This is a genomic window from Streptomyces avermitilis MA-4680 = NBRC 14893 (genome assembly GCF_000009765.2).
Taxonomy (GTDB): Bacteria; Actinomycetota; Actinomycetes; order Streptomycetales; family Streptomycetaceae; genus Streptomyces; species Streptomyces avermitilis.
On the sequence record NC_003155.5, the window covers coordinates 7,166,234 to 7,192,568 of the forward strand.

At 70.8% G+C, this 26,335-nt stretch carries 22 protein-coding genes and 2 pseudogenes; 8 read left to right on the top strand and 16 right to left on the bottom strand.

What is annotated here, in order from left to right; genetic code table 11:
* Positions 1-111: 111 nt before the first annotated feature.
* Entirely contained in the window at positions 112-588 is a 477-nt protein-coding gene (locus SAVERM_RS30680; RefSeq protein ID WP_037645636.1) for an Rrf2 family transcriptional regulator, read from the top strand.
* On the opposite strand, the gene SAVERM_RS30685 is transcribed toward SAVERM_RS30680, so the two are convergent.
* Positions 543-1,745 (bottom strand): globin domain-containing protein, encoded by a 1,203-nt coding sequence (locus SAVERM_RS30685; RefSeq protein WP_010987355.1) that lies wholly within the window; start codon positions 1,743-1,745, stop codon positions 543-545. The genes SAVERM_RS30680 and SAVERM_RS30685 overlap by 46 nt on opposite strands.
* Before the next feature lie 328 nt (positions 1,746-2,073).
* Here SAVERM_RS30685 and SAVERM_RS30690 point away from each other — a divergent pair, with 328 nt between their 5' ends.
* A complete protein-coding gene (locus tag SAVERM_RS30690; RefSeq protein WP_010987356.1) occupies positions 2,074-3,435 on the top strand; it encodes a glutamine synthetase family protein in 1,362 nt (453 codons plus the stop codon).
* A 77-nt stretch (positions 3,436-3,512) separates the two neighbouring features.
* On the opposite strand, the pseudogene SAVERM_RS30695 reads toward SAVERM_RS30690, so the two are convergent.
* Positions 3,513-3,776: pseudogene (locus SAVERM_RS30695) on the bottom strand (tyrosine-type recombinase/integrase); the annotation flags it as partial.
* 354 nt (positions 3,777-4,130) lie between these two features.
* On the opposite strand from SAVERM_RS30695, the gene SAVERM_RS30700 reads away from it, so the two are divergent.
* The 4 genes and pseudogenes from SAVERM_RS30700 to SAVERM_RS30715 all read left to right on the top strand — a co-directional run bounded on the left by SAVERM_RS30700 (position 4,131) and on the right by SAVERM_RS30715 (position 10,224).
* Positions 4,131-4,370, top strand: coding sequence for a hypothetical protein (locus tag SAVERM_RS30700; RefSeq protein ID WP_010987358.1), 240 nt, complete (start codon positions 4,131-4,133; stop codon positions 4,368-4,370).
* Positions 4,370-5,029 carry a hypothetical protein gene (locus SAVERM_RS30705; RefSeq protein WP_010987359.1) on the top strand — a complete coding sequence of 220 codons (660 nt, stop codon included), beginning with the start codon at positions 4,370-4,372 and terminating at the stop codon, positions 5,027-5,029. The genes SAVERM_RS30700 and SAVERM_RS30705 overlap by 1 nt, the downstream gene beginning before the upstream one ends.
* Positions 5,030-5,406: 377 nt before the next feature.
* A pseudogene (locus tag SAVERM_RS30710) lies at positions 5,407-7,038 on the top strand (nuclease/transposase family protein).
* 48 nt (positions 7,039-7,086) lie between these two features.
* Entirely contained in the window at positions 7,087-10,224 is a 3,138-nt protein-coding gene (locus tag SAVERM_RS30715) for an ATP-binding protein (protein WP_010987361.1), read from the top strand.
* On the opposite strand, the gene SAVERM_RS30720 is transcribed toward SAVERM_RS30715, so the two are convergent.
* The 13 genes from SAVERM_RS30720 to SAVERM_RS30775 form a co-directional block, all read right to left on the bottom strand.
* Complete coding sequence (locus SAVERM_RS30720) at positions 10,202-10,996, bottom strand: ABC transporter permease (RefSeq protein WP_010987362.1); 795 nt, start codon at positions 10,994-10,996, stop codon at positions 10,202-10,204. The genes SAVERM_RS30715 and SAVERM_RS30720 overlap by 23 nt on opposite strands.
* On the bottom strand, positions 10,993-11,991 hold the full coding sequence (locus SAVERM_RS30725) for a daunorubicin resistance protein DrrA family ABC transporter ATP-binding protein (protein ID WP_010987363.1): 999 nt from the start codon (positions 11,989-11,991) through the stop codon (positions 10,993-10,995). The genes SAVERM_RS30720 and SAVERM_RS30725 overlap by 4 nt, the downstream gene beginning before the upstream one ends.
* Positions 11,992-12,257: 266 nt before the next feature.
* Positions 12,258-13,199, bottom strand: coding sequence for an SgcJ/EcaC family oxidoreductase (locus SAVERM_RS30730; protein WP_010987364.1), 942 nt, complete (start codon positions 13,197-13,199; stop codon positions 12,258-12,260).
* Positions 13,200-13,204: 5 nt separating this feature from the next.
* The gene (locus tag SAVERM_RS30735; RefSeq protein WP_037645639.1) at positions 13,205-13,786 is read right to left on the bottom strand and encodes a hypothetical protein; all 582 of its coding nucleotides are present in this window, start codon (positions 13,784-13,786) and stop codon (positions 13,205-13,207) included.
* 364 nt (positions 13,787-14,150) lie between these two features.
* The gene (locus SAVERM_RS30740; protein WP_010987366.1) at positions 14,151-14,687 is read right to left on the bottom strand and encodes a hypothetical protein; all 537 of its coding nucleotides are present in this window, start codon (positions 14,685-14,687) and stop codon (positions 14,151-14,153) included.
* A 229-nt stretch (positions 14,688-14,916) separates the two neighbouring features.
* Complete coding sequence (locus SAVERM_RS45985; RefSeq protein ID WP_078234549.1) at positions 14,917-15,099, bottom strand: DUF6959 family protein; 183 nt, start codon at positions 15,097-15,099, stop codon at positions 14,917-14,919.
* Positions 15,100-15,135: 36 nt separating this feature from the next.
* Positions 15,136-15,465, bottom strand: coding sequence for a hypothetical protein (locus tag SAVERM_RS40565; RefSeq protein ID WP_078234550.1), 330 nt, complete (start codon positions 15,463-15,465; stop codon positions 15,136-15,138).
* Positions 15,466-15,881: 416 nt separating this feature from the next.
* Positions 15,882-16,616, bottom strand: a complete 735-nt coding sequence (locus SAVERM_RS30745; RefSeq protein WP_010987367.1) for a dienelactone hydrolase family protein — start codon at positions 16,614-16,616, stop codon at positions 15,882-15,884.
* A 282-nt stretch (positions 16,617-16,898) separates the two neighbouring features.
* The gene (locus tag SAVERM_RS30750; RefSeq protein WP_010987368.1) at positions 16,899-17,108 is read right to left on the bottom strand and encodes a DUF397 domain-containing protein; all 210 of its coding nucleotides are present in this window, start codon (positions 17,106-17,108) and stop codon (positions 16,899-16,901) included.
* Positions 17,105-17,512, bottom strand: a complete 408-nt coding sequence (locus SAVERM_RS42835) for a Scr1 family TA system antitoxin-like transcriptional regulator (RefSeq protein ID WP_154696739.1) — start codon at positions 17,510-17,512, stop codon at positions 17,105-17,107. Before SAVERM_RS42835 ends, SAVERM_RS30750 begins: the two co-directional genes overlap by 4 nt.
* 58 nt (positions 17,513-17,570) lie before the next feature.
* Complete coding sequence (locus tag SAVERM_RS30765) at positions 17,571-18,593, bottom strand: TolB family protein (protein ID WP_010987371.1); 1,023 nt, start codon at positions 18,591-18,593, stop codon at positions 17,571-17,573.
* Complete coding sequence (locus tag SAVERM_RS30770) at positions 18,590-19,909, bottom strand: MFS transporter (protein ID WP_010987372.1); 1,320 nt, start codon at positions 19,907-19,909, stop codon at positions 18,590-18,592. The genes SAVERM_RS30765 and SAVERM_RS30770 overlap by 4 nt, the downstream gene beginning before the upstream one ends.
* 1 nt (position 19,910) lies before the next feature.
* Positions 19,911-20,789 (bottom strand): alkaline phosphatase family protein, encoded by an 879-nt coding sequence (locus tag SAVERM_RS30775; protein ID WP_370628388.1) that lies wholly within the window; start codon positions 20,787-20,789, stop codon positions 19,911-19,913.
* A 446-nt stretch (positions 20,790-21,235) separates the two neighbouring features.
* On the opposite strand from SAVERM_RS30775, the gene SAVERM_RS30780 reads away from it, so the two are divergent.
* A complete protein-coding gene (locus SAVERM_RS30780; protein WP_010987374.1) occupies positions 21,236-24,238 on the top strand; it encodes a bifunctional [glutamine synthetase] adenylyltransferase/[glutamine synthetase]-adenylyl-L-tyrosine phosphorylase in 3,003 nt (1,000 codons plus the stop codon).
* Here SAVERM_RS30780 and SAVERM_RS30785 read toward each other — a convergent pair.
* On the bottom strand, positions 24,226-25,215 hold the full coding sequence (locus tag SAVERM_RS30785) for a DMT family transporter (RefSeq protein WP_010987375.1): 990 nt from the start codon (positions 25,213-25,215) through the stop codon (positions 24,226-24,228). The two genes, SAVERM_RS30780 and SAVERM_RS30785, sit on opposite strands and share 13 nt — an antisense overlap.
* A gap of 71 nt (positions 25,216-25,286) precedes the next feature.
* Between SAVERM_RS30785 and SAVERM_RS30790 the strand changes: the two genes are divergently transcribed.
* Positions 25,287-26,180 (top strand): LysR family transcriptional regulator, encoded by an 894-nt coding sequence (locus SAVERM_RS30790; RefSeq protein ID WP_010987376.1) that lies wholly within the window; start codon positions 25,287-25,289, stop codon positions 26,178-26,180.
* Positions 26,181-26,335: the final 155 nt, after the last annotated feature.

Genomic DNA, 26,335 nt, shown 5'->3' on the forward strand with positions numbered 1-26,335 from the left:
ACACCGATGGCCGTTTGCAGGAAGGTCATGGGAAAGGTCATAGGAATGGCCGAAGAGGTGGCTTTCGCCCGATAATTTGAACCGTGGATGCGCATTATTTACGCTGGCGCCATGCGGCTGCTGCGCTCCACCGATCTCGCCCTGCGTGTCCTGATGCGGCTCGCCGTCACGGGTGATTCCAGCCCCACGACCCGCGAGGTCGCGGCGGACATGGACGTGCCGTACACGCATGCCGCGAAGGTCGTCGCCGAACTCCAGCACCTCGGGCTGATCACGGCCCGCCGCGGCCGCGGCGGCGGCCTCGCGCTCATGGAGGCGGGGCGCACGGCCTCGGTGGGCGCGGTCGTGCGCGCCTTCGAGGGGGACGGCGACGTCGTCGACTGCGAGGGGTCCACGCCCTGCCCGCTCAACTCCGCGTGCCGGCTGCGGGGCGCGCTGCGGCGGGCCCAGGAGGCGTTCTTCGCGTCGCTGGACCCGCTGACCGTGCAGGACATGGTCGCGGCCCCGACCGGGCCGCTGCTGCTGGGTATCACCGGCGCTCCTCAGCTCTCCCGGGCGAGCCAGAGGTCGGGTCCGAACACCTCGTAGTGGATGTCGGCGGGTGCCACGCCCTTCTCGATGAGCTGGGTACGGACGGCGCGCATGAAGGGCAGCGGACCGCACAGGTACGCGCGCGTGCCGGCGGAGACCGGCACGCCGGTCAGGTCGACGAGCCCCGTGCGGTCGGCCGGGTGCCCCGGCTCCGGGTGCTCGTACCAGAAGTGGACGGCCGCGTCCGCGAGCTTGGCCGCGTACGCCTCGTGGTCCGCGCGCAGGGCGTGCTCGGCCGGCGAGCGGTCGGCGTGCACGACGGTGACCGGGGCGCGGTGGCCGGTCAGGGCGAGGTGCTCCAGCATCGCGATCATCGGGGTCACGCCGATGCCGGCGGAGGCGAGCAGCAGGGGCACGTCCGTGGCCTCCAGGGCGAGATCGCCGTACGGGGCGGAGAGCTCCAGGACGCTGCCCTCGCGCACGCGCGCGTGGAGATGGTTCGAGACCTCGCCGTCCGGTGTCGTACCGCCGTGGACGCGCTTCACGGCGATCCGCAGCTCCGGTGAGCCGGGCGCGCCGACGAGGCTGTACTGGCGGGTCTGGCGGGCGCCGTCCGGGAGTTCGACGCGGACGGACACGTACTGGCCGGGGCGGAAGTCCGGGAGGGGCCGGCCGTCGGCCGGGCGCAGCCGGAAGGCGGCGACGTCGGCGGTCTCGTCCACGCGCTCCACGACCCGCCAGGGCCGCCGGCCGCCGGTGTCACCGGTGTTCTCGTGCTGCGCGTACAGCCGCCGCTCGATGGCGATGAGCGCGTTCGCCATCAGCCAGTAGACCTCGTCCCAGGCGGCCGCGACCTCGGGGGTGACCGCGTCGCCGAGGACCTCGGCGATGGCCGCGAAGAGGTGCTCGTGGACGACCGCGTACTGCCCGGGTGCGATGCCCAGGGAGGCGTGCTTGTGGGCGATGCGGTCCAGCATCGCGTCGGGGCGCTCGTCCGGGTGTTCCACGAGGTACGTGGCGAACGCGGCGATCGAGCCCGCCAGCGCCTGCCGCTGCGTCCCCGCCGCCTGGTTGCCGCGGTTGAAGAGGTCGCGCAGCAGCTCGGGGCGGGCGGCGAACAGCCGGTCGTAGAAGCGCGCGGTGATCTCGCCGACGGCCGCGCCGACGGCGGGGAGGGTGGCGCGCACGGTGGCGGCGGACTGCTCGGACAGCATCGGGACTCCTCTGAGCCGGGGCCGGAGGGGCGGGGCGTACCCCTCTCGTCTGCTCGGCACGGTATTAAAACTTGCATCTGATATGCAAATTAAGGTGGGTCAGGAGAGAACGCGAGGGGCGGCCATTACGGATACGCGTCGGAGCAGGCAAGATGGGCGTCAGAGCAGGACACCTGCTGTACGCGAGGCGTTCAGGCCGAGGTCGGCCGGCCGATCAAGGTCCGCAACGCGCACGAAATGGTGTTGTGGTGGGATGCTCAGGTGCCCCGACCGTCCCCCGGGCGTGGGAGCAGGCGGCCTGACCAGCAAGGATGGGTGGAAGCGGAAGATGGACAAGCAGCAGGAGTTCGTGCTCCGGACACTGGAGGAGCGCGACATCCGGTTCGTACGTCTGTGGTTCACGGACGTACTCGGCTTCCTCAAGTCGGTGGCCGTCGCCCCGGCCGAGCTGGAACAGGCCTTCGACGAGGGCATCGGCTTCGACGGCTCGGCCATCGAGGGCTTCGCCCGTGTATACGAGTCCGACATGATCGCCAAGCCGGACCCGTCGACGTTCCAGGTCCTGCCGTGGCGCGCCGAGGCCCCCGGCACGGCCCGCATGTTCTGCGACATCCTCATGCCGGACGGCTCCCCGTCCTTCGCGGACCCGCGCTACGTCCTCAAGCGCGCCCTCGCCAAGACCTCCGACCTGGGCTTCACCTTCTACACCCACCCGGAGATCGAGTTCTTCCTGCTGAAGGACAAGCCGCTGGACGGCTCGCGCCCGACCCCGGCCGACAACTCCGGCTACTTCGACCACACCCCGCAGAACGTCGGCATGGACTTCCGCCGCCAGGCGATCACCATGCTGGAGTCGATGGGCATCTCGGTCGAGTTCTCCCACCACGAGGGCGCGCCCGGCCAGCAGGAGATCGACCTGCGCTACGCCGACGCCCTCTCGACGGCGGACAACATCATGACGTTCCGCCTGGTCATGAAGCAGGTGGCGCTGGAGCAGGGCGTGCAGGCGACCTTCATGCCGAAGCCGTTCTCGGAGTACCCGGGCAGCGGCATGCACACCCACCTCTCGCTCTTCGAGGGCGACCGCAACGCGTTCTACGAGTCCGGCTCGGAGTACCAGCTCTCCAAGGTCGGCCGCTCCTTCATCGCCGGCCTGCTGAAGCACGCGGCGGAGATCTCGGCCGTCACCAACCAGTGGGTCAACTCCTACAAGCGCATCTGGGGCGGCTCGGAGCGCACGGCAGGCGCCGGCGGCGAGGCTCCGTCGTACATCTGCTGGGGCCACAACAACCGCTCCGCACTGGTCCGCGTCCCGATGTACAAGCCCGGCAAGACCGGCTCGGCCCGCGTCGAGGTCCGCTCCCTCGACTCGGGCGCGAACCCGTACCTGGCGTACGCGCTGCTCCTCGCGGCGGGCCTCAAGGGCATCGAGGAGGGCTACGAGCTCCCGCCGGGCGCCGACGACGACGTGTGGGCCCTCTCGGACGCGGAGCGCCGCGCGATGGGCATCGAGCCCCTGCCGCAGAACCTCGGCGAGGCGCTGGCACTCATGCAGCGCAGCGAGCTGGCCGCCGAGACCCTGGGCGAGCACGTCTTCGACTTCTTCCTGCGCAACAAGAAGCAGGAGTGGGAGGAGTACCGCTCCGAGGTGACGGCCTTCGAGCTGCGGAAGAACCTGCCGGTGCTGTAGGCGCCGGTCATCAGGGCGGGTGTCCCGCTGAATGACGCATGGGGCCGACGGTCATGGACCGTCGGCCCCATGGCGTGTCAGTCCTCCTGGGCCGTCTGCGGGCCGTCAGGCGTCGAAAGTGTGTCGCTGTAGAGGGTGTCCACGGCTTTCCGGGCCCGCGCGTCGCTGCTCGGCATGAGGTGCGTGTAGACGCGAAGCGTGAAGCCCGGATCGTTGTGTCCGAGATAGTGACTCAGTGCCTTGGTGTTCTCGCCGGCGTCCAAAAGGACGGAGGCGTAGAAGTGCCTGAGAGCGTGCATGCCGTGTTCGCGCGCCGCCTGGTGGCGCTGGCCCGGCTTAGGCCGTAGCTCATACAAGTTGCTACCGTGCACGAAAGCGAAGGCGTCCATTGGCACGACCGACGTACGGGGAGGGCCCCCACATGGCATGGGACGAGTGGGAACAGCTCAAGGCCGAGGCTGCCGAGAAGCGGTCCGCGAGGATGCAACTTAATCAGCTTGCTGATTAAGGGGGCGGCGGAAGGGGCGGTGCAAGCAGTGACGGTGACCTGGTCGTCCACGACGATGAACTGGGCAAGCTGGGAAATATGGCGTACGACCTGCGAGAACAGCTGAGGGTCGACGGCGACTACGCCCGTCCCAGCATCTTCGACGCCTCTGTCGACCTGTTCAACGACGGACTCGACATGGACCCATATGTCGAACCAGACGCTCGACTGGCTGAAGGAGAACGAGTTCGACAATACGGACGAGGCACTCAAGGGAATCGACAAGGCCAGAGACATGGGCCAGCACAATGCCATGATTCCGCTGCTGAATTACGCGCAGACGAACGGCATGTCCGACGATGAGATCTGGGATTTGTCGGACGAGGCGGAAGAGGCTTACAACAAGGGTCGCACGCGTAGCGACACCAAGGACGTTCGAGGATTCTGATGATGAGAGTTTCCGCCAGCTCCTTGGCTGTGGCAGCGCTGTTCTTGACGGCGACGTCCTGCTCCACGGAGGGTGACGCGTCGACTTCGGCGGCGGACGGTTGCGAGGAAGCCCTGGGAGATTCGGGAATCGAGTGGGTCGAGAGCCATGCGGACGTGGCCGGCGGTGGTGAGCTGGACAGGGGCGGCGTCGACTTGAAGGACGCGAGGGCGCAGCACTACAAGCAGATGGAGTCCGGGGGCTCGGACGGATCCCACTGGTCGTCCGAACTGTGCACCATCACTGCTTTCGACGCAGGCAAGAAGAAAGAGCTGAAGGTGGAATTCGGGCCCTCGTCTCTTCCTTTCGACTTCCAGACGAAGGGCGCCGAGGAAGGGACCAACACTCCGGTCAATTCGGACGTGAAACTGCACCAGGTGGAGGACTCCAGGGGAGTCGTCCGGTACGGCATCTACGTCAAGTGCAAGATTCCCGGCACGTCTTCGCGGCAGGAGACCGAGACTCCCCTGGCGGGCGTCATGACCGACACCCTCACTAGCGGTACATCGGCCCGCGACCACATGAAGTACCTCTTGCACTCGGCACGGGCGATGGCCGACGCCCTGGAGTGCCGGAACGAACCCACGATCCCCGCTGAGCCGGGCGCTGCTATGCCGTGATCCGGGAGCAAGCCGGCAGATATGACAAGAGTCGTCGCGACCAGTGGCGTAGGAGCTCCGGGGCGCCGCACTCGGTGATCCGCGCGCGGGCTTCTTCGGACACGTCGATGCCGCGCTGCTCCGTAGGGCGACAGGGTTCGTTTGGCGCGGTGGGGATTCCGGACGCGGTCGGCTGGGCGGGGTTTGGAACTGCTGGCGTTTGACTGTGTACGAGCGTGTTCTGGCGTGTATGAGTGAGCGTTGATGTTCCCGGGCGGGGCTGGGTGCTGCTGTTCCCGGACGGGAAGGGGAGTTCGCCTGTCGAATGTGTGACCTTTTGTTGTGTTGCTCGTTGGGTGTGATGACCGGGTTTTCAAGGGCTGTACGGGGGTGGCGGGGTGGGTGGGCTGCGGAAGCTGGCAGTGCCGTTTGTCGCGTCCGGTCCTTCGGGGGTGGCGGTCCGTACCCGGCTCAAGCAGCTCGCGCCTGCTGATGAGGAGGTGTTGCGGCTGGTGGGCGCACATCTGGGCACGCTGGCCTCCCGTGATCTGAAGGCGCGCTGCGCGGACGCTCTGGCGCACGACGGTGAGGCGTGGGCGGCGCGCAAGCGGGAAATGACGCCCCTGTCCTCCTCACGCTGGGCGGGAGCCATCACCAAGGCCAGCCACGACCAGTGGGCCCTGTCCCGCCGCTGCCAGCTCGCCCATATCCAGAGCCTGGAAGCCGGTATCAGCACGATCAGGCACCGGCTGTGCCTGCCTCTGCGGGAGAAGGGCGGCAGGCGGGCGCCGGGCGGCTACCACAGCAGGCAGGAGTGGCACGCCAAGGCCCGCCGCCTGCACGTCCTTGAAGACCGGCTGGAGCAGGCTCGCACGGACCGCGATGCCGGGGTCGTGCACGTCGTACGGGGCGGCAAGCACCTGGCCCGCACCCGGCACCACCTGGCCGCCGCACAGCTCACCGAGACCGGGTGGCGGCAGCGGTGGGAGGCCGAGCGCTGGTTTTTGAAGGCCGACGGTGAGTCCGGGAAGCGGTACGGCAACGAGACCGTCCGCGTCAGCCCCGAGGGTGAGGTGAGCATCAAGCTCCCGGCCCCGCTCAAGGAGCTGGCCAATGCCCCGCACGGCCGGTACGTCCTCGCCTGCCAGGTGCACTTCCCGCACCGAGGGCAGGAGTGGGCCGACCGGGTAGAGGCCAACCGGGCCATCGCCTACCGCATCCACTACGACACGGCCCGCGGGCGCTGGTACCTGACCGCCTCCTGGCAGATCCCGCGCACCCAGACCGTCCCGATCGAGGCCGCGCTCACCCAGGGCGTAATCGGTGTCGACATGAACGCCGACCATCTCGCCGCCTGGCGCCTCGACGTCCACGGCAACCCCGTAGGAGACCCGCGCCGCTTCCCCTTCGACCTGTCCGGACCGGCTGGCCACCGCGACGCGCAGGTCCGGCACGCTCTCACCGGGCTGTTGCACTGGGCCAGGGCCTGCGGCGTCACGGCGATCGCCGTCGAGGACCTGGACTTCACCGCGGACAAGACGCGCGAGAGACACGGCCGCAAGCGCCGGTTCAGGCAGCTCATCTCCGGCATGCCCACCGGCAGGCTCCGCGCCCGCCTGACCTCCATGGCCGACCACACCGGCATCGCGATCATCGCCGTGGACCCGGCCTACACCAGCCGCTGGGGCGCCCAGCACTGGCAAAAGCCCCTCACCTCAAAGATCAGAAAGACCACTCGCCACGACGCGGCAGCCGTGGCGATCGGAAGGCGCGCCCAGGGATATCCGATCCGGCGACGGACGGCACCGCCCCCGCACGACCAGAGCGATCGTGCGGGGCATCGGACCGTCCAGGCCAGACCGGGCATCCCCTGGCGTGAGGGAACCCGCCCCCGCATTCCCGGACCACGGACACGATCCGTCGGGCCCGGACGCGGAGCGAACGCGGGGGACCAGAACGCCCAACACCGTTCGGGGCATTCGGCTGAGCACGAGTCCTGGCAACAGGACTCACTCCCACTCAGTCTTTAGGAACGGTCCCGCGGGTGCGTTCGGTGTTCTGCTGGTTAATCTTCGGGCATGACCACCGAGTTGGCCCTGCTGTCCCAAGTCGCCTATCACGGGCGGGAGATCACCGCGCCCCGGCTGCGCGGGCTGTTGGCGTTGCTCGCCGGGGATCTGCGCACCGGCTGCGGCACCGGCCGACTGGTGGAGGGGCTGTGGCCGGACGAGCTGCCGGAGCGGCCGGGCAAGGCGGTGCAGGTCCTGGTGTCACGGCTCAGGGCGCAGCTGGGCGCCGAGCTGATCGTGAGCACACCGACGGGGTACCGGCTGGCGCTGGACGAGGCACAGGTCGACAGTTCCGCGCTGCTGCTGTACGAGGCGGCGAGTGCCGAGCGGGCGCGGGCCGGGGATCACGAAGGCGTCCTGGCGCAGGCCGAGGCCGGCTTGGCGCTCTGGGACGCGAGCGTGGGTGCCGGTGCGGGCGAGGATCTGCACGATCCGGTGGTGGCGCTGCGCGCCGACCGGGTCCGGGCGCATCGTGCGCTGGTCCGCTTCCGGGCACTCGCGCTCGCCCGGGTGGGGCGGCGGGAGGAGGCGGCGGCGCCGCTGGCCGGGCTGGCCCGGGAGCTGCCGCGGGACGAGGAGCTGCTGGCGGAGCTGCTGCGGTGTGAGGCCGCGACCGCCGGGCGGGCGGCGGCGCTGACCCGGTACGACGCCTACCGCCGCAGGCTGCGGGACGAGCTGGGGACCGATCCGGGGCCCGGCCTGCGGTCCGTGTACCAGGAGTTGCTGCGGGCGGACGTGCCGACGGTCCGGCACGGTGTGCCGCACGAGCCGAATCCGCTGCTGGGGCGGGACGCCGACGTCGCCGCCGTGAGCGGGCTGCTGCGCGAGGCGCGGGTGGTCACGGTCGTCGGTCCCGGCGGGCTGGGCAAGACCCGGCTCTCCCACGCGGTGAGCCGGGCGGCCGCGCAGCCCGTGGTGCATTTCGTCACCCTGGCCGGTGTCCTCGCCGATGACGACGTGGCCGGTGAGGTCGCCTCGGCGGTCGGTGCCGGGGAGGGCCGGTTCGGCGGGGACGCGGTGGGCGGCATAGTCGCCGCGCTGGGCGCCGGGCCCGCGCTGCTGGTGCTGGACAACTGCGAGCAGGTGATCCCCGGTGCGGCGGACCTCGTACAGGCCCTGGTGTCGCGGTCGAAGGAGCTGCGGGTCCTGGCCACCAGCCGGGCCCCGCTGGGGCTGACCTCGGAGTCGGTGTACGCCCTGCCGGAGCTTTCGCCGGCGACCTCGGTCGAGCTGTTCACGCAGCGGGCGCGGGCCGCCAGACCCGGCGTGGAACTGCCCGCCGACCAGGTGGCCGAGATCTGCCGCCATCTGGACGGGCTGCCGCTGGCCGTCGAACTCGCCGCGGCCCGGGTACGGGTGCTCTCCGTGGCCGACATCTCGCGCCGGCTCCGGGACCGCTTCTCGCTGCTGCGCGGCGGCGCCCGCGACGCGCCCGAACGGCATCGCACGCTGCAGGCGGTGGTCGAGTGGAGCTGGAATCTCCTGGAGGCCGACGGCCGGGCCGCGATGCGCGCGTTGTCGGTGTTCCCCGGCGGGTTCACCGAGGACGCCGCGCAGTACGCGCTTGGCGAGAGTGCGGACGCGCTGACGCTGCTGGAGCAGCTGGCGGGGCAGTCCCTGATCAAGGTCGGGGACACCCCTTCCGGGCTGCGCTTCCACATGCTGGAGACGCTGCGGGAGTTCAGTGCCGCCCGGCGCGCGGAGGCCGGCGAGGAGGAGGCGGTGACCGCCCGGTTCCTGCTCTGGGCCCGGGACTTCGGGCGGGCGCACCACGACGTGCTGTTCAGCGGCGGTCCGCGGCGCCCGTGGATCCGCATCCGGGCCGAGCAGGACAACCTCGTCCTGGCCCTGCGGTACGCGCTGGCCCGCGCCGACGGGCCCACCACCGCGGCTCTCACCGCAGCGCTGGGCTCGCTCTGGTCCACCGGCTCCAACTACGCCCGGCTCGCCGTCCTCGCCGAGGAGACCGGCGGGCCGCTGTCCCATTTCCGTCCCGGTCCCGAGAACGCCGAGGACGTCGAGACGGCGCGCAGCGCGGCGACGGTGTGCACGGCCTGCCTCTTCATGGGCCGCGGCCCCCACGCAGTACGCCATCTCGTCACGCTCCGCCGGCTGCCGCCCGCCCCGCCGGACACGCTGGCGCGGGCGCTGGCCATCGTGCTGTGCGCCTTCCCGGAGATGCACCCGCCGCAGTACACGCGGCTGCGGGAACTCTGCGACGCCGACGCGCCCATGCTGGCGGGCATGGCGGCAGGCGTCGCCAGTTACGTGTGGGAGACCGAGCACGAGACGGAGCGCGCGCTGGAGTGCGCCCGCCGGATGCTTGACACCCTGGGGTCGCTCGAGAATCCGGCCATGCGGCTGATCAGTCATGGGCGGATCAGCGAGTTGTGCCTGAAGTCCGGGCATGGCGCGGAGGCGTACGACCATCTGCGGGCCGCGCTGAGCGCGCTCGACGAGGTCGGCGACTGGTCGGACACGATCGGCGTCCGCTGGGGGCTGGTGCTGGCCTGTCTCCAGCGCGGGGAGGTCGACGAAGCGGAGTACTGGCTGGGACTCGCGGCCCTGGAGCAGCAGCCGGAGTCCGCCGAGTCCTTCAGCACCGATCTGCCGGCCCGCGCGGAGATCGCACTGGCCCGCGGGCTGACCGAGGTCGGGCTGGGGCTGTGGCGCCAGGCGGTGGAGCGGATACGGGAGGGCAGCCTGCTGCACGCCGACGATCCGTTCGTGGATCCGTGGTCACTGGAGATCCAGTCGGCCGCGCTCGCGGCGCACGCGCAGCGCGGCCGGCTGGAGCCGGTGGCCGGGCTGGCCGAGCGGCTGCGGGAACGGCTGCTCGGGATGCTGTCCCGCTCTTCGGGCGACGGTTCCCCGGCGGAACTGCCGGTGTACGGCACGGTGTTGCTGGCGCTCGGCTTCGCCGGGCTGGCGGGGGGCGATCCGGCGGCCGTACGGCTGGTGGCGCTGGCGGAGCGGATGCCGGCGGTGCGGGAGTTCCCCACCTTGTCCTCGGCCAGGTCCCGGCAGGCTGCCGAGAACGCCGACAGGGCGGCCTACGACGACGCGAGGTCGACGTACGCCACCCTGAAGCGGGAGGAACTGCGGGCGGCCGCGCTGCACGAGCTCAGTGCCGCGGCTCGCGGTTGAACCGCGCCTTGGACCACAGGTAGCCCAGCAGCGACAGCCCCAGGCACCAGGCGACGGCCAGCACCGCGTTCCTGGTGCCGATCCCGCTGCCCAGCAGCAGCCCGCGCAGGGTCTCGATGAGGGGCGAGAACGGCTGGTACTCGGCGAACCAGCGGAACCAGCCCGGCATGGCGTCCACCGGCACGAACGCGCTGGACAGGAACGGCAGCATCACCAGCGGCGTCCCGATGTTGCTGGCCCCCTCGGGGTTGGGGCTGACCAGACCGATGCCGACCGCGAGCCAGGTCATCGCGAGGCTGGTCAGAGCCATCAGAGCGGCCGCCGCGATCCACTCCACCGGTGACGCGTCGGGCCGGAAGCCGATGGCCAGTCCGATGCCCAGGACCAGCACCAGAGCCATCAGCGTCTGGAGCACGCTGCCGATCACGTGGCCGATCAGCACGGAGGCGCGGGAGATCGCCATGGTGCGGAACCGGGCCATGATGCCCTCGGTCATGTCGGTGCACACGGCTACCGCGGTGCCGAGCGAGGTCATGGCCACGGTCAGCAGAAGAATGCCGGGGACGAGGTAGTCGACGTAGTCGGCGCGGTTCGCGTGGCCGCCGTTGATGCCGGCGCTCATCACGTTGCCGAAGACGTACACGAACAGCAGCAGCAGGATGACCGGGGTGAGCAGGAGGTTCAGGGTGAGGGAGGGGTAGCGGCGGGCGTGCAGGAGGTTGCGCCGGAGCATGGTGAGGTTGTCGCGGAAGGCGTAGGACGCGGTGCTCATCGGACGGTCTCCTTGGCGTTGTCGTTGTCGGTGTCTTTGCCGGCGTTGGTGTCGGCGGGGACGGGGCTGCCGGTCAGGGCGAAGAACACGTCGTCCAGGTCCGGGGTGTGCACGGACAGCTCGTCGGCCTCGATGCCGGCGGCGTCCAGCCAGTCGAGGATGGCGCGCAGCTCGCGCTGGCTTCCGTCGCTGGGGATCTGCAGGGTGAGCGCCTCGTCGTCGCGGTTGGTCTCGCGCAGTGCGGTCGCCGCCCGCTCGTACGCCACCGGGTCGGAGAACCGCAGCCGTACGTGGCCGCCGGGGACGAGCCGCTTGAGTTCCTCGGCACTGCCCTCGGCGACGAGCTTGCCGCCGTTGAGCACCGCGATGCGGTCGGCGAGCTGGTCGGCCTCGTCCAGGTATTGGGTGGTGAGGAAGACGGTGGTACCGCCGGAGACCAGCTCGCGGATGATCTGCCACATGGTGTGGCGGGAGCGCGGGTCGAGGCCGGTGGTCGGTTCGTCGAGGAAGATGATCCGCGGGCTGCCGACCAGGGTCATGGCGATGTCGAGGCGGCGCTTCATCCCGCCGGAGTAGGTGGACGCGGGCTTCTTCGCGGCCTCGACCAGGTCGAAGCGCTCCAGCAGTGCGGCGGTCACCCGTCGGCCCTCGGCGCGGGAGAGGTGGTGCAGGTCGGCCATCAGGAGCATGTTCTCCTCGCCGGTGATCAGGCCGTCCACCGCGGAGAACTGACCGGTGACACCGATGGCGGACCGAACGGCCTGGGCCTCGGCGGCGAGGTCGTGTCCGGCGATCCGCGCCTGTCCGCCGTCGGCGGAGATCAGCGTCGAGAGGATGTTGACCACCGTGGTCTTGCCCGCCCCGTTCGGCCCGAGGAGGGAGAAGATCGTGCCGGCGGGCACCTGGATGTCTATGCCGTCGAGGACGGTCTTGTCCCCGTAGGACTTCCGCAGCCCGGTGGCCGCGATCGCGGGTTCGTGGTTCGTCGTCGTCATGCCGCAGAGCTTGCGGGTGGGGCGGTTCAGAATGGCTTCAACCGGGTTTCAGCCCTGTGGGGAGAGCTGTAGAGCGTTGAAACTTGCAGGTCAGAACGTAGGGGAGAGGTCTGCGGCAGGACGACCGCCGTCGCCGTGCGGCACGCCGGAGAGCTCACCCGGTGAGTTCACCCGGCGTGCCGCACGGCACGCGCGGCGCCTCCGCCTCGGGCCCCTGCCCCAGCTGGTGCGTCGCCGCGCGGCCTTGCGGAGCGTCTGGTCGAAGGTCAGGACCCGGTGGAGTCGGACGGTGGGCGTGGGCCGCCGAAGCCGTGTTCCGAGAGGTCGAACCAGTTGCCCTCCGGATCCATGGCCCGGTACTCGGCGAAGGGGCGGTTGGTGAAGCGTTCGGCCGGCTTCGGAGTACCGGCCGCCACCAGCGCCTCGGAGGTGGCCGCCGTGTCCTCGATGTGGAAACCGAAGTGGTTGAAGCCGACCGGGGTGTCACCGTCGAGCCGATGTTTGATCAGGGCGAGGGACAGATAGCCGTCGGAGAGGAAGCAACTGCCGTCCGGATCGCGGTGGAAGAGTTCCATCGCGAAGACCGAGGAGTAGAACTCGGCCAGCTTCTCCGGATCGCGGGCCACGATGGCCAGGTGGCGGAGTTTCGGGCGGGCGGCGGGTTCGTTCGCGGCGGGTTCGTTCGCGGTGGGTTCGTGCGCGGCGGGTTCGTTCACGGCGGGTTCGTGCGCGGTGGACTCCCTCGGGCCGGGGGCCTGCTGTGCCGGACGGGGCGCGGGGAGCATGTTGTGAAACGCCCTGATCGACCAGCGCCGCTCCGCCGTCCGTTCCACGACGGCCAACGCGTGCGTGGTGGCCAGCGGCTCGCCGTCCGGCGCGGTGATGGTCGACTCCGCCTCGACCGTGGCCAGGTCGGGGCGGAGGAATCGGACGGCCACGACGCGAGCGTCGAGGACGGTTCCGGCGTACGGCCCGTGGAAGAGGGCGTCGTGTCCGGCCTCGATGCCGGTCCGGCCGGACGGCTTGTCGCCTCGTACGGTCGTGAAGTCGCAGTCTTCCGCGAAGCTCGCGGCGAAGAGCGCGGCGTCACCGGCCGCCCAGCCACGGGCCATCTCGGCCCACAGGGCGCGTATCGCCCGCGCGTCGTCCTGGGTGGCTTGCTGGGTGTCTTGCTGGGCGGGGGCGTTCGTTTCTTCCGGCTGGTGCATCGATCTCACGCCCTTGTCAGTGAACTGGTACGGATCCGGAGTGCGACCTCGAGGCACTCGGTGCCCTCGGACGAACGCCGGGGAGGCGGGGCCCAGGCCGCCAGGGCGTGGTAGAAGACTCCGCCCCGACGCTCCAGGTAGCAGATGATGTTGAGGGGCCATTCGGTCCGGCCGAAGAGATGGCGGTCCATGGGAGTCGGACGCTCGCTGAGCGTCTGTCCCCGTTCCGACGGCGGGCCCAGGCGGTGCCAGTCCGGGTGCATGTGGATGGAGCCGAGCAGGTCCATGCCCAGAGCGTCGGCCTCGCGGGACGCCCGGAGGAGGTCGCGGGAGTCCATCCACCAGCCACGGTGCTCGTTCTCGTAGGCCGGCCCGAACTTCGGCACGATCGTCTCGCGGAACTCCCGTCGAGCCGCTGGGTCACTGGTACGCGCGTTACGGCCGAAGGCGATGCGCTGTACGTGGTACGTCGTCGCCTCCGCGTTGCCGAGAAGGAGAGCGAAACATGGCAACGGGGCCTCGGCGGTGATGAGTTGATACTCGCCGATGGCCGCGTCGAGAAAGTCCCCGAGGGCCTGGTCGTCCATCAGGACGGTAGGAGCGGGGGTGCTACATCGGGCGTCCGGCAGACCGGAGCCGAATGCGTTTGTCGCAGCGGACATGGGGGTGGTCTCCGATGAGGTGGGGGGGGAGGCCGGTGGAGCGGATTGCCCGGGGACGTTACTTGAGAGTTAACCGTTCGCCGCTCGGCTGTCGTGAAACATGGGGATATCCCTAAGGCTGGTCAGGGACTTGCGACCGCCGCACGGGCGGCCCTCTCGAACCGCACCTCACCGGAAAGCCCGCGCACCTGGCTCACACACCTGGCTCACACACCGCCGCCTCCACCTCGGCAGAGGCCTGATGCGGACACGAAGCCGACGGCCTGCGCGACCGGTCCGCCAACATGGACTATGGCGCGTCTGTCTGCAGGATGTATGTGCTGCGCGAGTCAGGGTCGCCGAAGAAGAAGTAGAGCTTCAGCGCTTCCTTGTCGTCGCGCCGCAACTCGAATGTCCAGGTGTAGGTCTTGGGTGTCTCGGGGCGGTCGGCCGACGGGTCGAGCGGCTCGTTCGGCTCCGGCGCACGAGTCGCGACCGCGGTGCGTGAGGTGAGGGTCAGTTGGACATGCTGGCCGTCGTTCCATCCGGTCCGCTTGTCGGTCAGCTTCCAGGTTCCCGTGCCTGACAGGCGCCACCTGTCGTCGAAGTCCCATTCCTGTCCGTCCAAGAGACGGATGTCGGCCTTCCCGTCAGGCCGGAAGACAACGTTCGTCCGGTCGTAGCCGATCCATGACCCCGATACTTCCGCCCGCTTCACGTCATGCAGTGCGGGCACTTCGTCATACATATGGGGATTGCATCCCGTGAGCGCGAGTGCGAGCGCGAGCAGGCAGGCGACGAACGCCGTATGCCAGTACCTGGCGAGGCCGGACGAGTGGGTCGGCACGGCCCTTCCCTCCCCAAAAGAAGCAGCACCAAAGGCGACTGCGATTCAGCCGCTCACCGATCACGGCCCCGCCATGCTGACACCATTTCTGAACACGTTCAACTCCTGTGCTGAACCGAGTGGCCGCAGGCGGCAGCACAGCGGCGAAGTGCAGCACCACAGCAGCCGCCCCATCCGCGACGACCATTGAGCCGCACTCCCACGGCGAGCCGGAGGACGGCCCGTTCGCTCAGTGCGGCCGCGGAATCCCGTGCTCTCGCAGCGCATCCGCGTAGCGCGTCAGCAGGGCGTCGAGGCCCGCCAGGAGAAGGCCGGCTGAGTCCCGGGCGTCGGCCAGGACGCCACGCTCGCACGGTCTTGAGCGACCGTGAACGCTGGACCGGCATGAGCGCCAGGGCTCCAGGCAGGCCACCCGATCGAACTCCTGATGCGGTGCTCACTGCTCCGCTCAGGGCGAGCGGGTGAAGCCGACGGACTGGTCGAGGTGGAACGGGGAGCCCGGAGCCGTCGGAGTCCAACCCTTGTGAAGGGCAAGCTGGATGGCCTGGGCAACGCCGGACGGCAGCACAGGCTTGGCCTCACGTCCGACCCAATTGCTCGGATGCGGCCGGTCGGTGGAGACCACGAGTGTCGTCCCGGGGGTGTCCGCATGCTCAACCGCGAATGTGCACGGTGTCCAGGACAATGCCTGGAAGTAGGTCGGCCTGCGTCGCAGCCGCCAACGGTAAGCGGTGCCGTCTACGACGATGCGTCGTGCTCCCTTGCGCACCAGTGTCATGGCTCCTCCTCGACACGGAGGATGCTAGCGAGTCCGGCTCCGCCGTCCGTCTCAATTTCCGTCTCATCGGGCCCCGTTCACAGCCGTGGGCTGGACCGAGATCGAGGCCCGGCCCATGGTCGAGCCGCCCATGAACGCAGGTGAACGCCCCTAACCACAGCCCACCACCACAGTTGGAAGGCGTGATCACCCGCTTGAGTGTCCTGCCGGACTGCGACTGTCACATGGTGGGCCGTTGACGAGCTGGGATGCCAGGTCGTTTGCGACCGCGGAGGCTCGGGGTTCTCAAGTGACCTGGCTTTTTACGGAAGCCTCGTTCGCGATAGAGGCGGGCCACGGCCATGGAGACATCGGTGTGGCCCGCCATGCCGTCTGCTGATCGCGGCCGTTTCAGGCTTGGTTTCCGGGCTGGAGCCTCAGCTGTTGGCCAGGGTGCGGTCCAGAAGGGGGAGCAGGCGATCCCAGTGGCGCTTCAGCCCGAAGGCGCTATAGGCGTCGGTGTCGGACATGGTGAAGCCGTGGATGGTGCCGGGGTAGATCTCGGAGGTGTAGCCGACACCTGCCGCATCCAGGGCCTGGTTGAGCTCGCCGAGGGCCTCAGGCGTCATGTCGCCTTCGGCGTGGCCGAGGTGGACCTGGGCGGTGAGCTTGGAGAAGAGATTGGCCCCATCGACACCCACCGGGCCGTGGAACGCGGCGACGGCCGCCACCTGGTCGGGGTGGGCCGCGGCGGTGCGCATCGCGTAGAGGCCGCCTATGCAGTAGCCGGTCACCGCGACCGGTCCGGCGCCGACCTCGGGTTGGGTGGTGAGGAACCTGAGGTAGGCGTCGGCGTCGCTCAGGACACGTTCGGCGGTGTGCGCCTCGATCAGGGGCATCAGCTGGGCGAAGACCGCGGGCCGGATCCCTTCTCCGATGTACTCGGGAAGCTCGACCAGCGGTGCCGGGCCGTGCCGGTAGAAGGAGTTGGGGACGAGCACGTAGTAGCCGTGCCCGGCCAGTTCGAGGGCCATCTCCCGCAGCACGGGCCGGATGCCGAAGCCGTCCGCGTACATCAGCACCCCTGGGTACCGCTCGCTGTGGTCGGGGAAGGCGGCGAAGGCGTCGGCCTGGCCGTCCGTGGTGGGAATCCGCAACGTCTTGGTGGGCATGCATACTCCTGTCGTGGTTGAGGTGCAGAGCCTGTGATCAACACGACGGAGGCGGAGCCCGCGCAGCGGCGCAAGAGCCTCGATCGAACAGCGGGCCCAAACCGGCCCGTACGGCGCTCAGAAGAGCACCGGGTCACCGATCCGTGTGTGGCGCAAGGCCGTCCCGGTATTCATAGCCGCACAGCGTAGTCCACCGGATATGAGCCACGCCTGCACTGCGGCCCGAGCGGATACCTCGATCGGATGAGAACCGACACGCGTCGCATGCGGTCCGAGCAGGGGTCAGCCCTTGGCGGTGTGCGCCACGAAGTCGGCCCACGGGCCCTTCGGGAACGCGAGCTGCGCCCCCTCCTTGTTCTTCGAGTCCCGTATGTGGACGGTGTCGGGGGCGGTGGCGACCTCCACGCAGTCGGATCCCGGCTCGCCGCTGCTGTAGCTGCTCTTGAACCACTCCAGCTGCGTGCCGCCCCCGGGAACGGACTCAACGCTCATGTCTCTCCCAGCACTTTCTCGATGAAGGCCAGTGACTCCCGTGGCGTGAGAGCCTGCGCTCGGATGCTTCCATACTGCATCTCCAAGAACTGCACCTCTCTCGGCTCGGAGATCAGGCGGGTGATGTGCAGTACCTCCGTGTACCCCAGGGAGGTGCCGCTCCGGAGCTTGAAGACGCGGAATCCGCCCGTCAGACCCGCGTGATCGTCGTGATCGCTGGGCATCACCTGGATCTCGACGTTCCTGAACTGCCCGACCTCCAACAGCCGTTCGAGCTGACGTACGCCCCTGACGCCGAGTCGGGCCGCGGACTGATCCTCGTAGAGGCGTACGCCGACCGGTGGGGCGTCGACGACGGGCCCGCCCCTTGCAAGACGACCTGGGCGGAGCTGGACCTGGGGCACGTCTCCTGAGCCGCGCCCCGCCTGCCGTGGACCCAGGGGGGCAGGGGGACCAGGGGGCTCAGTCGAGGTACACGGGCGACACCCCCGCCGTCAGCAGACGGCGTGGGGTGTCCGTGCCGTCGGACGGGAGCGAGTAGAGGTCCGCTCCGTAGTCGCCCGGGAGGGCGTAGACCACCGTCTGGTCGTCGCGCCAGACCGCCTGGTCGTCGACGCTGCGGGGCTCGGCGAGTGCCGTCTCCCGCATCGTGCGCAGGTCGAGGACGTACAGGTGCCAAGGGGCGTCCTTCGGGAGGCCCTTCACGCGCTTCTTGTACGCGATGTGCGTGCCGTCGGGGGAGAGGGACGGGCATTCGACGTTCGTGTGGAGGGTGGTGACCGTGCGGGTGTGGAGGTCGCCTCGGACCAGGTAGGTCCTGCCCCGTGTCGCCAGCGTCGCGTAGAACGCGCGGTCGTCCGCCGCGAACGTCACGCCCCAGAAGTTCACGTCCGCCGCGCGGTACGTCCGGCCGTCCTTGACGATGCGGTACGCCTCCAGGGACGGGGTGAGTTTCCCCGTGCGCGTGTCCACGATCGCCGCCCGCGTCGAGAAGTTCGTACCCGCGTACGAGTCGCCGCCGACGAAGGCCGTCCAGGCGGCGAAACGGCCGCTGGGCGAGACGCGGGCGCGGGACGGGATGCCCGGTACGTCGTAGTGAGCCGTCTCGTGAAGGTGCGCGTCGAGGACGACGGCCCGGTACGTGTCCTGGACCGTGCCGTGCACCGCCCGGAGGCACACCCCCGTGCCCGAAGCCGCGTGGAAGCGCAGGCACTTGACCGTCGACGCCGTGCGCGGGCCCGCCGGGTCCGACGCCTGGACCGTCGTCAGCTCGTCGCGGTGCGGGCCCCACGCCATGTTCCGGAAGATCAGGCGGCCGCTGTCGCCGGTCAGCGCGACCGTGCCCGCCGTGATCCTCGGGCCGCCCGGCTGGGCCCGGTCGCGTTGGTCGGCGCGGGCCGAGGCGTGCAGGACGGAGGCCGTGGCCACGCCCGCCAGGACGACGAGGGCCGAGATCAGGACCAGGATGCGCGTACGAAGGGTCATGCCAGGCCTTCTGAACGAGGTGGGCGGGGTGGGCGGAGACCGAGCGAGAACAGCGCGCAGACGGCGAGCGCCATCGCCGACGCGGTGAGCGCCGTACGGTCGCCCCACGCCGTCCACGCCGCGCCGAAGCCGATCGAGCAGACGAACCGGGCCAGCGCCTGCCCCGTCTGGACCAGCGCCAGGCCGGACGACCGCAGCTCGTCCGGCACGCTGTCCGAGGCCGCGGCCATGAGCACGCCGTCCGTCGCCGCGTAGAAGCCGCCGTGCAGGACCAGGACGGCGTACGGGAGCGCCGTCCCGTGCCAGGACGACAGCAGCAGCCCGTACGTGAGCAGCAGGGCGCCGTGGCCCGCCAGGAACACCCGCCACCGGCCGACCCGGTCCGCGAGCCGGCCGAGCGGGACGGCCAGCAGGAGGAACGCGGCCGCCGTGCCGAGGGGCAGCAGCGCGAACCAGCGGTCCGGTACGCCGAGGCGCCGCTGGAGCAGGAGATAGACGAAGGAGTCGCTGACCGTGGCGAGCCCGAGCAGCAGCGCGCAGACGGCCAGGCGGCGGAGCGCGGGACGGCGGAGGAGGGCGAGGGCGGCGCGGAGGGTGGGGCGGGGAGTGGGGCCGGGAGTGTCCGTGGTCGCGGGCGGCCGGGTGGATCCGCCCGGCACGAACAGCACCAGCACCAGCACACCGGACACGGCCACGCAGAAACTGACCGTGAACACCGCGTCGTAGCCGTCGACCGTGGCCCGCAGGATCAGGAAGGCCACGAGCGGGCCGAACAGCGCGCCCGCCGTGTCCATCGCCCGGTGCACGCCGAACGCCCGTCCGCGCGTCTGTGACGTGCTGGACAGTGAGATCAGCGCGTCGCGCGGGGCGGTGCGCAGGCCCTTGCCGGTGCGGTCGGCGGCCAGGATCAGGCCGATGGGGGTGAGCGTGTGGGCCAGGAGCAGCAGGGGCTTGCAGGCCGCCGACAGGGCGTACCCGGCCCCCGCCACCCACTTGTGGCGGCCCCCGCCCCGGTCGGCCAGATGGCCCCCGGCCAGCCGGACCAGCGCCGAGAAACCGTTGTAGATCCCGTCGAGCAGCCCGAAGCCCAGCGGGGACAGGCCAAGGCCCGTCACCAGGTACAGCGGCAGCACCGCCGTGACCATCTCGGAGGAGACGTCGGTGATCAGGCTGACCGTGCCGAGCGCGAGCACCGTGGGCGCGACCGCGGCGCGGCGCCGCCCGGCACGGGGCCGGGCGGCGCCTTCCGCGGACGCCGGCGCAGACTCCGGAGCCGGAGAATCCGGTGTACCGGCGCGGCTGTCCGCCACGTACATCTCAGGACGTCCAGACGCCGGTGATGTCCTTGCCGGAGGCCGCGTTGCCCGCGTGCGGCAGGCCGTGCATGTCCTCCAGGGTGCGCAGCAGGTCGTAGTGGTTGTACGTGGCCGACGAGGACGAACCCGCCGTCACCTGCTGGCCGTACAGGACCGTCGGGATGCGGTTGCCGCTGAGCCGGTTGTCCTCGTCGAAGGTGACGACGAGCAGGCTGTTGTGCGTCTTGGCCCAGCTCGCGTAGGCACCCAGCTTGTTCTTCAGCCAGGTGTCACCGGTCGCCACCGAGCAGTCGTGCATGTCGCTGCACAGGTTGGGGACGACGAAGGAGACCTGCGGGAGCGTCGTGTAGTCCGTCGGGAACTGCGTGAACGTCTTCGCGCTCGACGTCGGTACGTTGCTGAACCCGAACCACGGGTTGTGCTTGCGCGCGTAGGTGCCGCTGCTGCACGTCGTCGAGCCCTGGCTGGGCAGCGTCTCGTTGTAGCTGGCCCAGGTCTTGCCCGCGGCGAGCAGCTCCGAGGCGAGGTTCGGGGCGGAGGAGAAGCCGGGCGTGTAGCAGCTGTCGTCGGTGACGCCCTGCGTGGAGCCGCTGAACAGGGCGAAGTAGTTGGGCTGGCTCGGGTGGGTCTCGGCGTACGACTGGGAGAGGTTGGCGCCGCCGGTCCTGAGCGAGTTGATGTACGGGGCGCTGGAGGAGTTGATCACCTGGCTGTAGGCGTGGTTCTCGAAGACCACGACGACGACGTGGTCAGGGGACGGGACCGCGGCCGCGGCCGCGGCCTGCGCGGGGGACGAGCCCCCGAACCCGGTCCAGAGCCCGACCGCGGCTGCGGCGAAGGCTGCGGCGGATGCCACGAGGGCACGACTGCGGCGGTACACGTTTCTGCCGGACACTTCGGACCTCCGAGTGGGGGGACGAGGGCGTGAGCGGTGCAGACAGAGCATGCACACGCCAAGATGCCCGCACCCCGCGCTTCCCAACCCGATGGATGAAGACCTGGTGAACTGACGGCCCGGGCCGCCTCGGGTCTCCCCGGGCCACCTCGCCCGAACGGTCTCCGCCCGACGGCAACGGTCCCTGCCCGACGGCAACGGTCCCCGCCCGACGACCACGGTCCCCGCCCGACGACCATGGTCCCGGTCCGGCGGAATCCCCGCACTCCGGCGCGACTCGTCGCCCCCGGCCCCGGCGCTTCCCCCGCCCACTCCGGTTAGGCTCCCTCTCGTAGGACCTTGATCTCGTACGACCTTGATCCGAGGACTCGTACGACCTTGATCCGAGGATCCGAGGGCAGGTACGACGTGGGGCAGACGGGAGGCCGAGGATGACGGCGCCGGGGCGCAGGAGCAGTACCTTCTCGCGGCTGCTGCGGCACGGCTTCACCGATCCGTCGGCCGCCGAGCGGCTGCTGGAGAGCGCCGAGCTGGAGCCCGTCAAGGCCGACCCCGTGCTGCTGGAAGCCCTGGGCGCGACCGCCGATCCCGATCTGGCGCTGCTCGGACTCGTCCGCCTGGTCGAGGCGCAGGACGACCACACCGCCCGCCGGGAGCTCCTCGACACGCTGATCGCGGCCAAACCCCTGCGGGACCGGCTCCTCGGCGTCCTCGGTGCCTCCGCCGCGCTCGCCGACCATCTCGCCCGCCACCCCAGGGACTGGCAGGCACTCGTGACGTACGAGCCACGGGATCTGCACCCGGGGGTGGAGGAATTCGAGCGCGGGCTCGCGGAGGCGGCCGACCCCGTCTCGCTGCGCGTCGCCTACCGACGCTGTCTGCTGTCGATCGCGGCGCGTGACGTGTGCGGCACCACCGACCTCGCCCAGACCGCCGCCGAGCTGGCCGACCTCGCCACCGCCACCCTGCGCGCCGCGCTCCTCATCGCCCGGACCGCCGCCCCCGACGACGCGGCGATCTGCCGGCTCGCGGTCATCGCGATGGGCAAGTGCGGCGGCCACGAGCTGAACTACGTGTCCGACGTCGACGTCATCTTCGTCGGCGAGCCGGCGAACGGCGCCGACGAGGGCAAGGCGGTCCAGGCCGCCACCCGGCTCGCCTCCCACATGATGCGCATCTGCTCCGAGACGACCGTCGAGGGCACCATCTGGCCCGTGGACGCCAACCTGCGCCCGGAGGGCCGGAACGGCCCGCTCGTGCGCACCCTGAGCAGCCACCTCGCCTACTACCAGCGCTGGGCCAAGACCTGGGAGTTCCAGGCACTGCTGAAGGCGCGGCCGGTGGCCGGGGACATCGGACTCGGCGAGGAGTACGTCGCCACCCTCGCGCCCCTCGTCTGGCAGGCCGCCGAGCGCGACAACTTCGTCGCCGACGTGCAGAAGATGCGACGCAGGGTCGTCGCGAACATCCCGGCCGCCGAGATAGAGCGTGAGCTGAAGCTCGGCCCCGGCGGACTGCGAGACGTCGAATTCGCCGTGCAGCTCCTCCAGTTGGTGCACGGGCGAGCCGATGCGTCGCTCAGGAGCGGTACCACCCTGGACGCGCTGAAGGCGCTGGCCGCGGGCGGCTACGTGGGCCGCGCCGACGCGGTGCAGCTCGACGAGGCCTACCGCTTCCTGCGGACCATGGAGCACCGCATACAGCTCTTCCGGCTGCGGCGTACGCATCTCGTGCCCGAGGACGACGCCGACCTGCGGCGCATCGGACGGTCGCTCGGGCTGCGCGCCGATCCGATCACCGACCTGAACCGCGAGTGGAAGCGGCACGCCACCGTCGTACGCCGGCTGCACGAGAAGCTCTTCTACCGCCCGCTGCTCGACGCCGTCGCCCAACTCGCCCCCGGCGAGGCGCGGTTGAGTCCGAACGCGGCACGGGAGCGGCTGGTCGCCCTCGGGTACGCCGATCCGGCCGCGGCCCTGCGGCACCTGGAGGCGCTGGCGTCGGGCGTCACGCGCAAGGCGGCGATCCAGCGGACGCTGCTGCCCGTGCTGCTGGGGTGGTTCGCGGACTCCGCCGATCCGGACGCCGGGCTGCTCAACTTCCGCAAGGTGTCCGACGCGTTGGGCAAGACACCCTGGTACTTGCGGCTGCTGAGGGACGAAGGGGCCGCCGCCGAGAACCTGGCGAGGGTGCTGTCGGCGGGCCGGCTCGCTCCTGACCTGCTGATGCGCGCCCCGGAGGCGGTGGCGCTGCTCGGTGACGGCGACGGGGGCCGGGGTGGGCTCGAGCCGCGCGGGCGGGCTCAGCTGGAGCAGGAGGTCCTCGCCGCGGTCGGCCGGGCCGGGGGCTCCGAACAGGCGGTCACCACCGTGCGCGGGGTGCGGCGCCGGGAGCTGTTCCGCACGGCGGCCAGGGACATCGTCTCCTCCTACGGCACCGAGGAGACACCGGCCGAGGCGGATCAGGGCGCGCTGGTGGACCTGGTGGGCGGTGCCGTCTCGGATCTGACGGCCGCCACCCTCGCCGGGACGCTGCGGGCCGTGGTGCGGGAGGGGTGGGGGGACACCCTGCCGACGCGGTTCGCGGTCGTCGGGATGGGACGGTTCGGGGGGTACGAGCTGGGCTACGGGTCGGACGCGGACGTGCTGTTCGTGCACGAGCCGCGAGAAGGCGTGGACGAACAGGAGGCCGCGCGGGCGGCGAACGCCGTGGTGTCCGAGATGCGGCGGCTGCTACAGATTCCGAGCGCGGATCCGCCGCTGCTCATCGACGCGGATCTGCGGCCCGAGGGCAAGTCCGGGCCGACGGTGCGGACGTTGACGTCGTACGAGGCGTACTACCGGCGGTGGTCGCTGGTGTGGGAGTCGCAGGCGTTGCTGCGGGCCGAATTCGTCGCGGGCGACGAGGAGTTGGGGCAGCGGTTCATCGAGCTGATCGACCCGTTCCGGTATCCCGCGGAGGGGCTCGGGGACGACGCGGTGCGCGAGATCCGGCGGCTGAAGGCGCGGATGGAGGCGGAGCGGCTGCCGCGCGGCGCGGATCCCACGCTGCACACCAAGCTGGGGCGGGGCGGGCTGTCGGACGTCGAGTGGACGGTGCAGCTGCTTCAGTTGCAGCACGGGTGGGTGGAGCCGGGGCTGCGCACGACGCGGACGCGTCCGGCGCTGGCCGCCGCGTGCGCCGCCGGACTTCTCACGGGCGAGGACGCCGCGATACTGGACGAGGCGTGGGTGCTGGCCACGCGGGTGCGCAACGCGGTGATGCTGGTGCGGGGACGGGCGGGCGACACGTTCCCCTCGGACGGGCGCGAACTCGCGGCCGTGGGCCGGTACCTGGGGTACGGGCCCGGACACGTGGGCGACATGCTCGACGACTACCGGCGCATCACGCGCAGGGCCCGCGCCGTGGTGGACGAGCAGTTCTACGGCGCGTGAGGCGCCGCCCCGGTGCGGCGCCGGGCGGACGCGGACGGCACCTCGTCGGCGCCGGTGCGCGAACTCCCGGTTGTCGCCGCCCCGTCGGCGCCGGCAGGTGAACCCCCGCGGGTTCCCACTCCGCGGGTCATCGCCACCCCGGCCAGCACCACCGCCATCCCCGCGAGTACCCGGAGTCCGATGGTCTCGCCCAGGACGAGTGCGCCCAGCGCCACCGAGACCACGGGGAGCAGGTAGCCGACGGTGGCCGCGCTGGTGGGGCCCTCGTCGGCGATCAGGCGGTAGTTGAGGTAGAAGGTGACGCCCGTGCCGAACACACCCAGAACGGTGACGGCGAGCAGAGCTGTCGCGTCGGCGTGCACGGGGCCCGCGGCCGGCAGGGCCAGGGTGCTCCAGGCGGTGGCCATCAGAAGCTGCGCCGCCGAGACGGCCATCGGCGCACCCCGGCCGGTCAGCTTGCGGGCCATGTACGCGAAGGCGACCGCGTAACTCGCCGCCGCGCCGAGCAGGGCCAGGGCGCCCCAGCTCATGAGGCCCGAGCGATGCCACGGGGCGAAGATCAGCAGCGTACCGGCGAAGCCGAGGACGAGGCCGGTCAGGCGGAGCGGGTGCAGCACACGGTCCGTGCCCAGGAGGACGCCGATCAGCAGGGACCACAGGGGAGTTGTGGCGTTCAGGACGCCCGCGACGCCCGAGTCGACCGTCTGCTCGCCGACGCTGAAGAGGGCGAAGGGGACGGCGTTGCAGAGGAGCGCCGCCACGGCGAGTCGGGCCCAGGTGGCGCGGTCCCTCGGGAGGCGCTGGGCGGAGCGCCGGGCCAGCGCCAGCAGGACCAGCGTGCCCAGGGCGCAGCGCGTGATCGTGATCTGGGCGGGGGAGAGGCCGTGGTTCAGGGCGAGTTTGATCCAGAGGAAGCCCGAGCCCCAGAGGAGGGCCAGGGTGCCCATACGGAGTGCGGTCGTGAGCTGCGGTGGCATGTGTTCAGGGTTGGGGATGGCGTTCGTTAGGACAAGTGAAGAGTTTTATACGCTGCGTTAAGCTCTGCTGCATGCTTGATGTGCGACGTATGCAGGTGCTGCGGGCCGTGGTGCTGAGCGGGTCGGTGACCGCGGCGGCCGCGGATCTCGGGTACACCCCGTCCGCGGTGAGCCAGTCGGTCGCGGCGCTGGAGAAGCAGACGGGGACGGAGTTGCTGGAGCGGACGGGGCGCGGGGTGCGGCCCACCGCGGCGGGGCTGTTGCTGACCGAGTACGCGGACGCGATCGGACGGCAGGTCGCCGAGGCCGAGACGGCGCTGGCCGATCTGCGGGCCGGGCGCACGGGGCGGCTCGCGGTGCGGTACTTCGCCACGGCGGGGGCGCCGCTGGTGGCGCCCGCGCTCGCCCGCATGCGGGCCGAACACCCGGGCGTACGGGTCGAGGTGAAGCTGATCGACCCCGAGGACCCGTTGCCCGACGTGAAGGAGGGGCGGGCCGATCTGGCGCTGGTCGTGCGGTCCGGCGAGGCCGGGCATGAGGGGATACGACTGGTGCATCTGCTGGACGATCCGTACCGGGTGGTGCTGCCGGAGGGGCATCGGCTGGCGGACCGGGAGGTGGTCGAGCTGAGCGAGCTGGCCGAGGAGCCGTGGGTGGGGAGCGAGTGGCCGGGGCCGTGCCTGGACGCTCAGCTCGACGCGTGCGCCGCCGCGGGGTTCAGGCCCGGGTTCGTCGTGGAGAGCGGGGACTACCTGACCGCGCAGGGGTTCGTGGCGGCGGGACTCGGCGTGAGCCTGATTCCCCGGCTGGGGCTGGGTGGCCGGCCCGCGGGGGTCGTGGTGCGGGAGGTCCGGGGCCCGGAGCCCGTACGGAGAATCTACGCGGCGGTACGGGAGACGGCACCCCCGCAGCCGGCCCTGCGGGGGCTGCTGGAGGCCCTGCGGGAGGCGGCGGGGGCTCACTGAGAGCCGGGCGGCGCGGTTGCCACGACTCCGGGGCGCGTGGATGGCGGTGCGGGGCGGGGCGGCTGGGGCCCGGGAGCTGCCGCGGCCGGGGGCCGAGTCGGTCCGCTCGCATCGGTTCCCGGCCCGCCCCGCGGGGCCCTCACCCGGACCGGGAA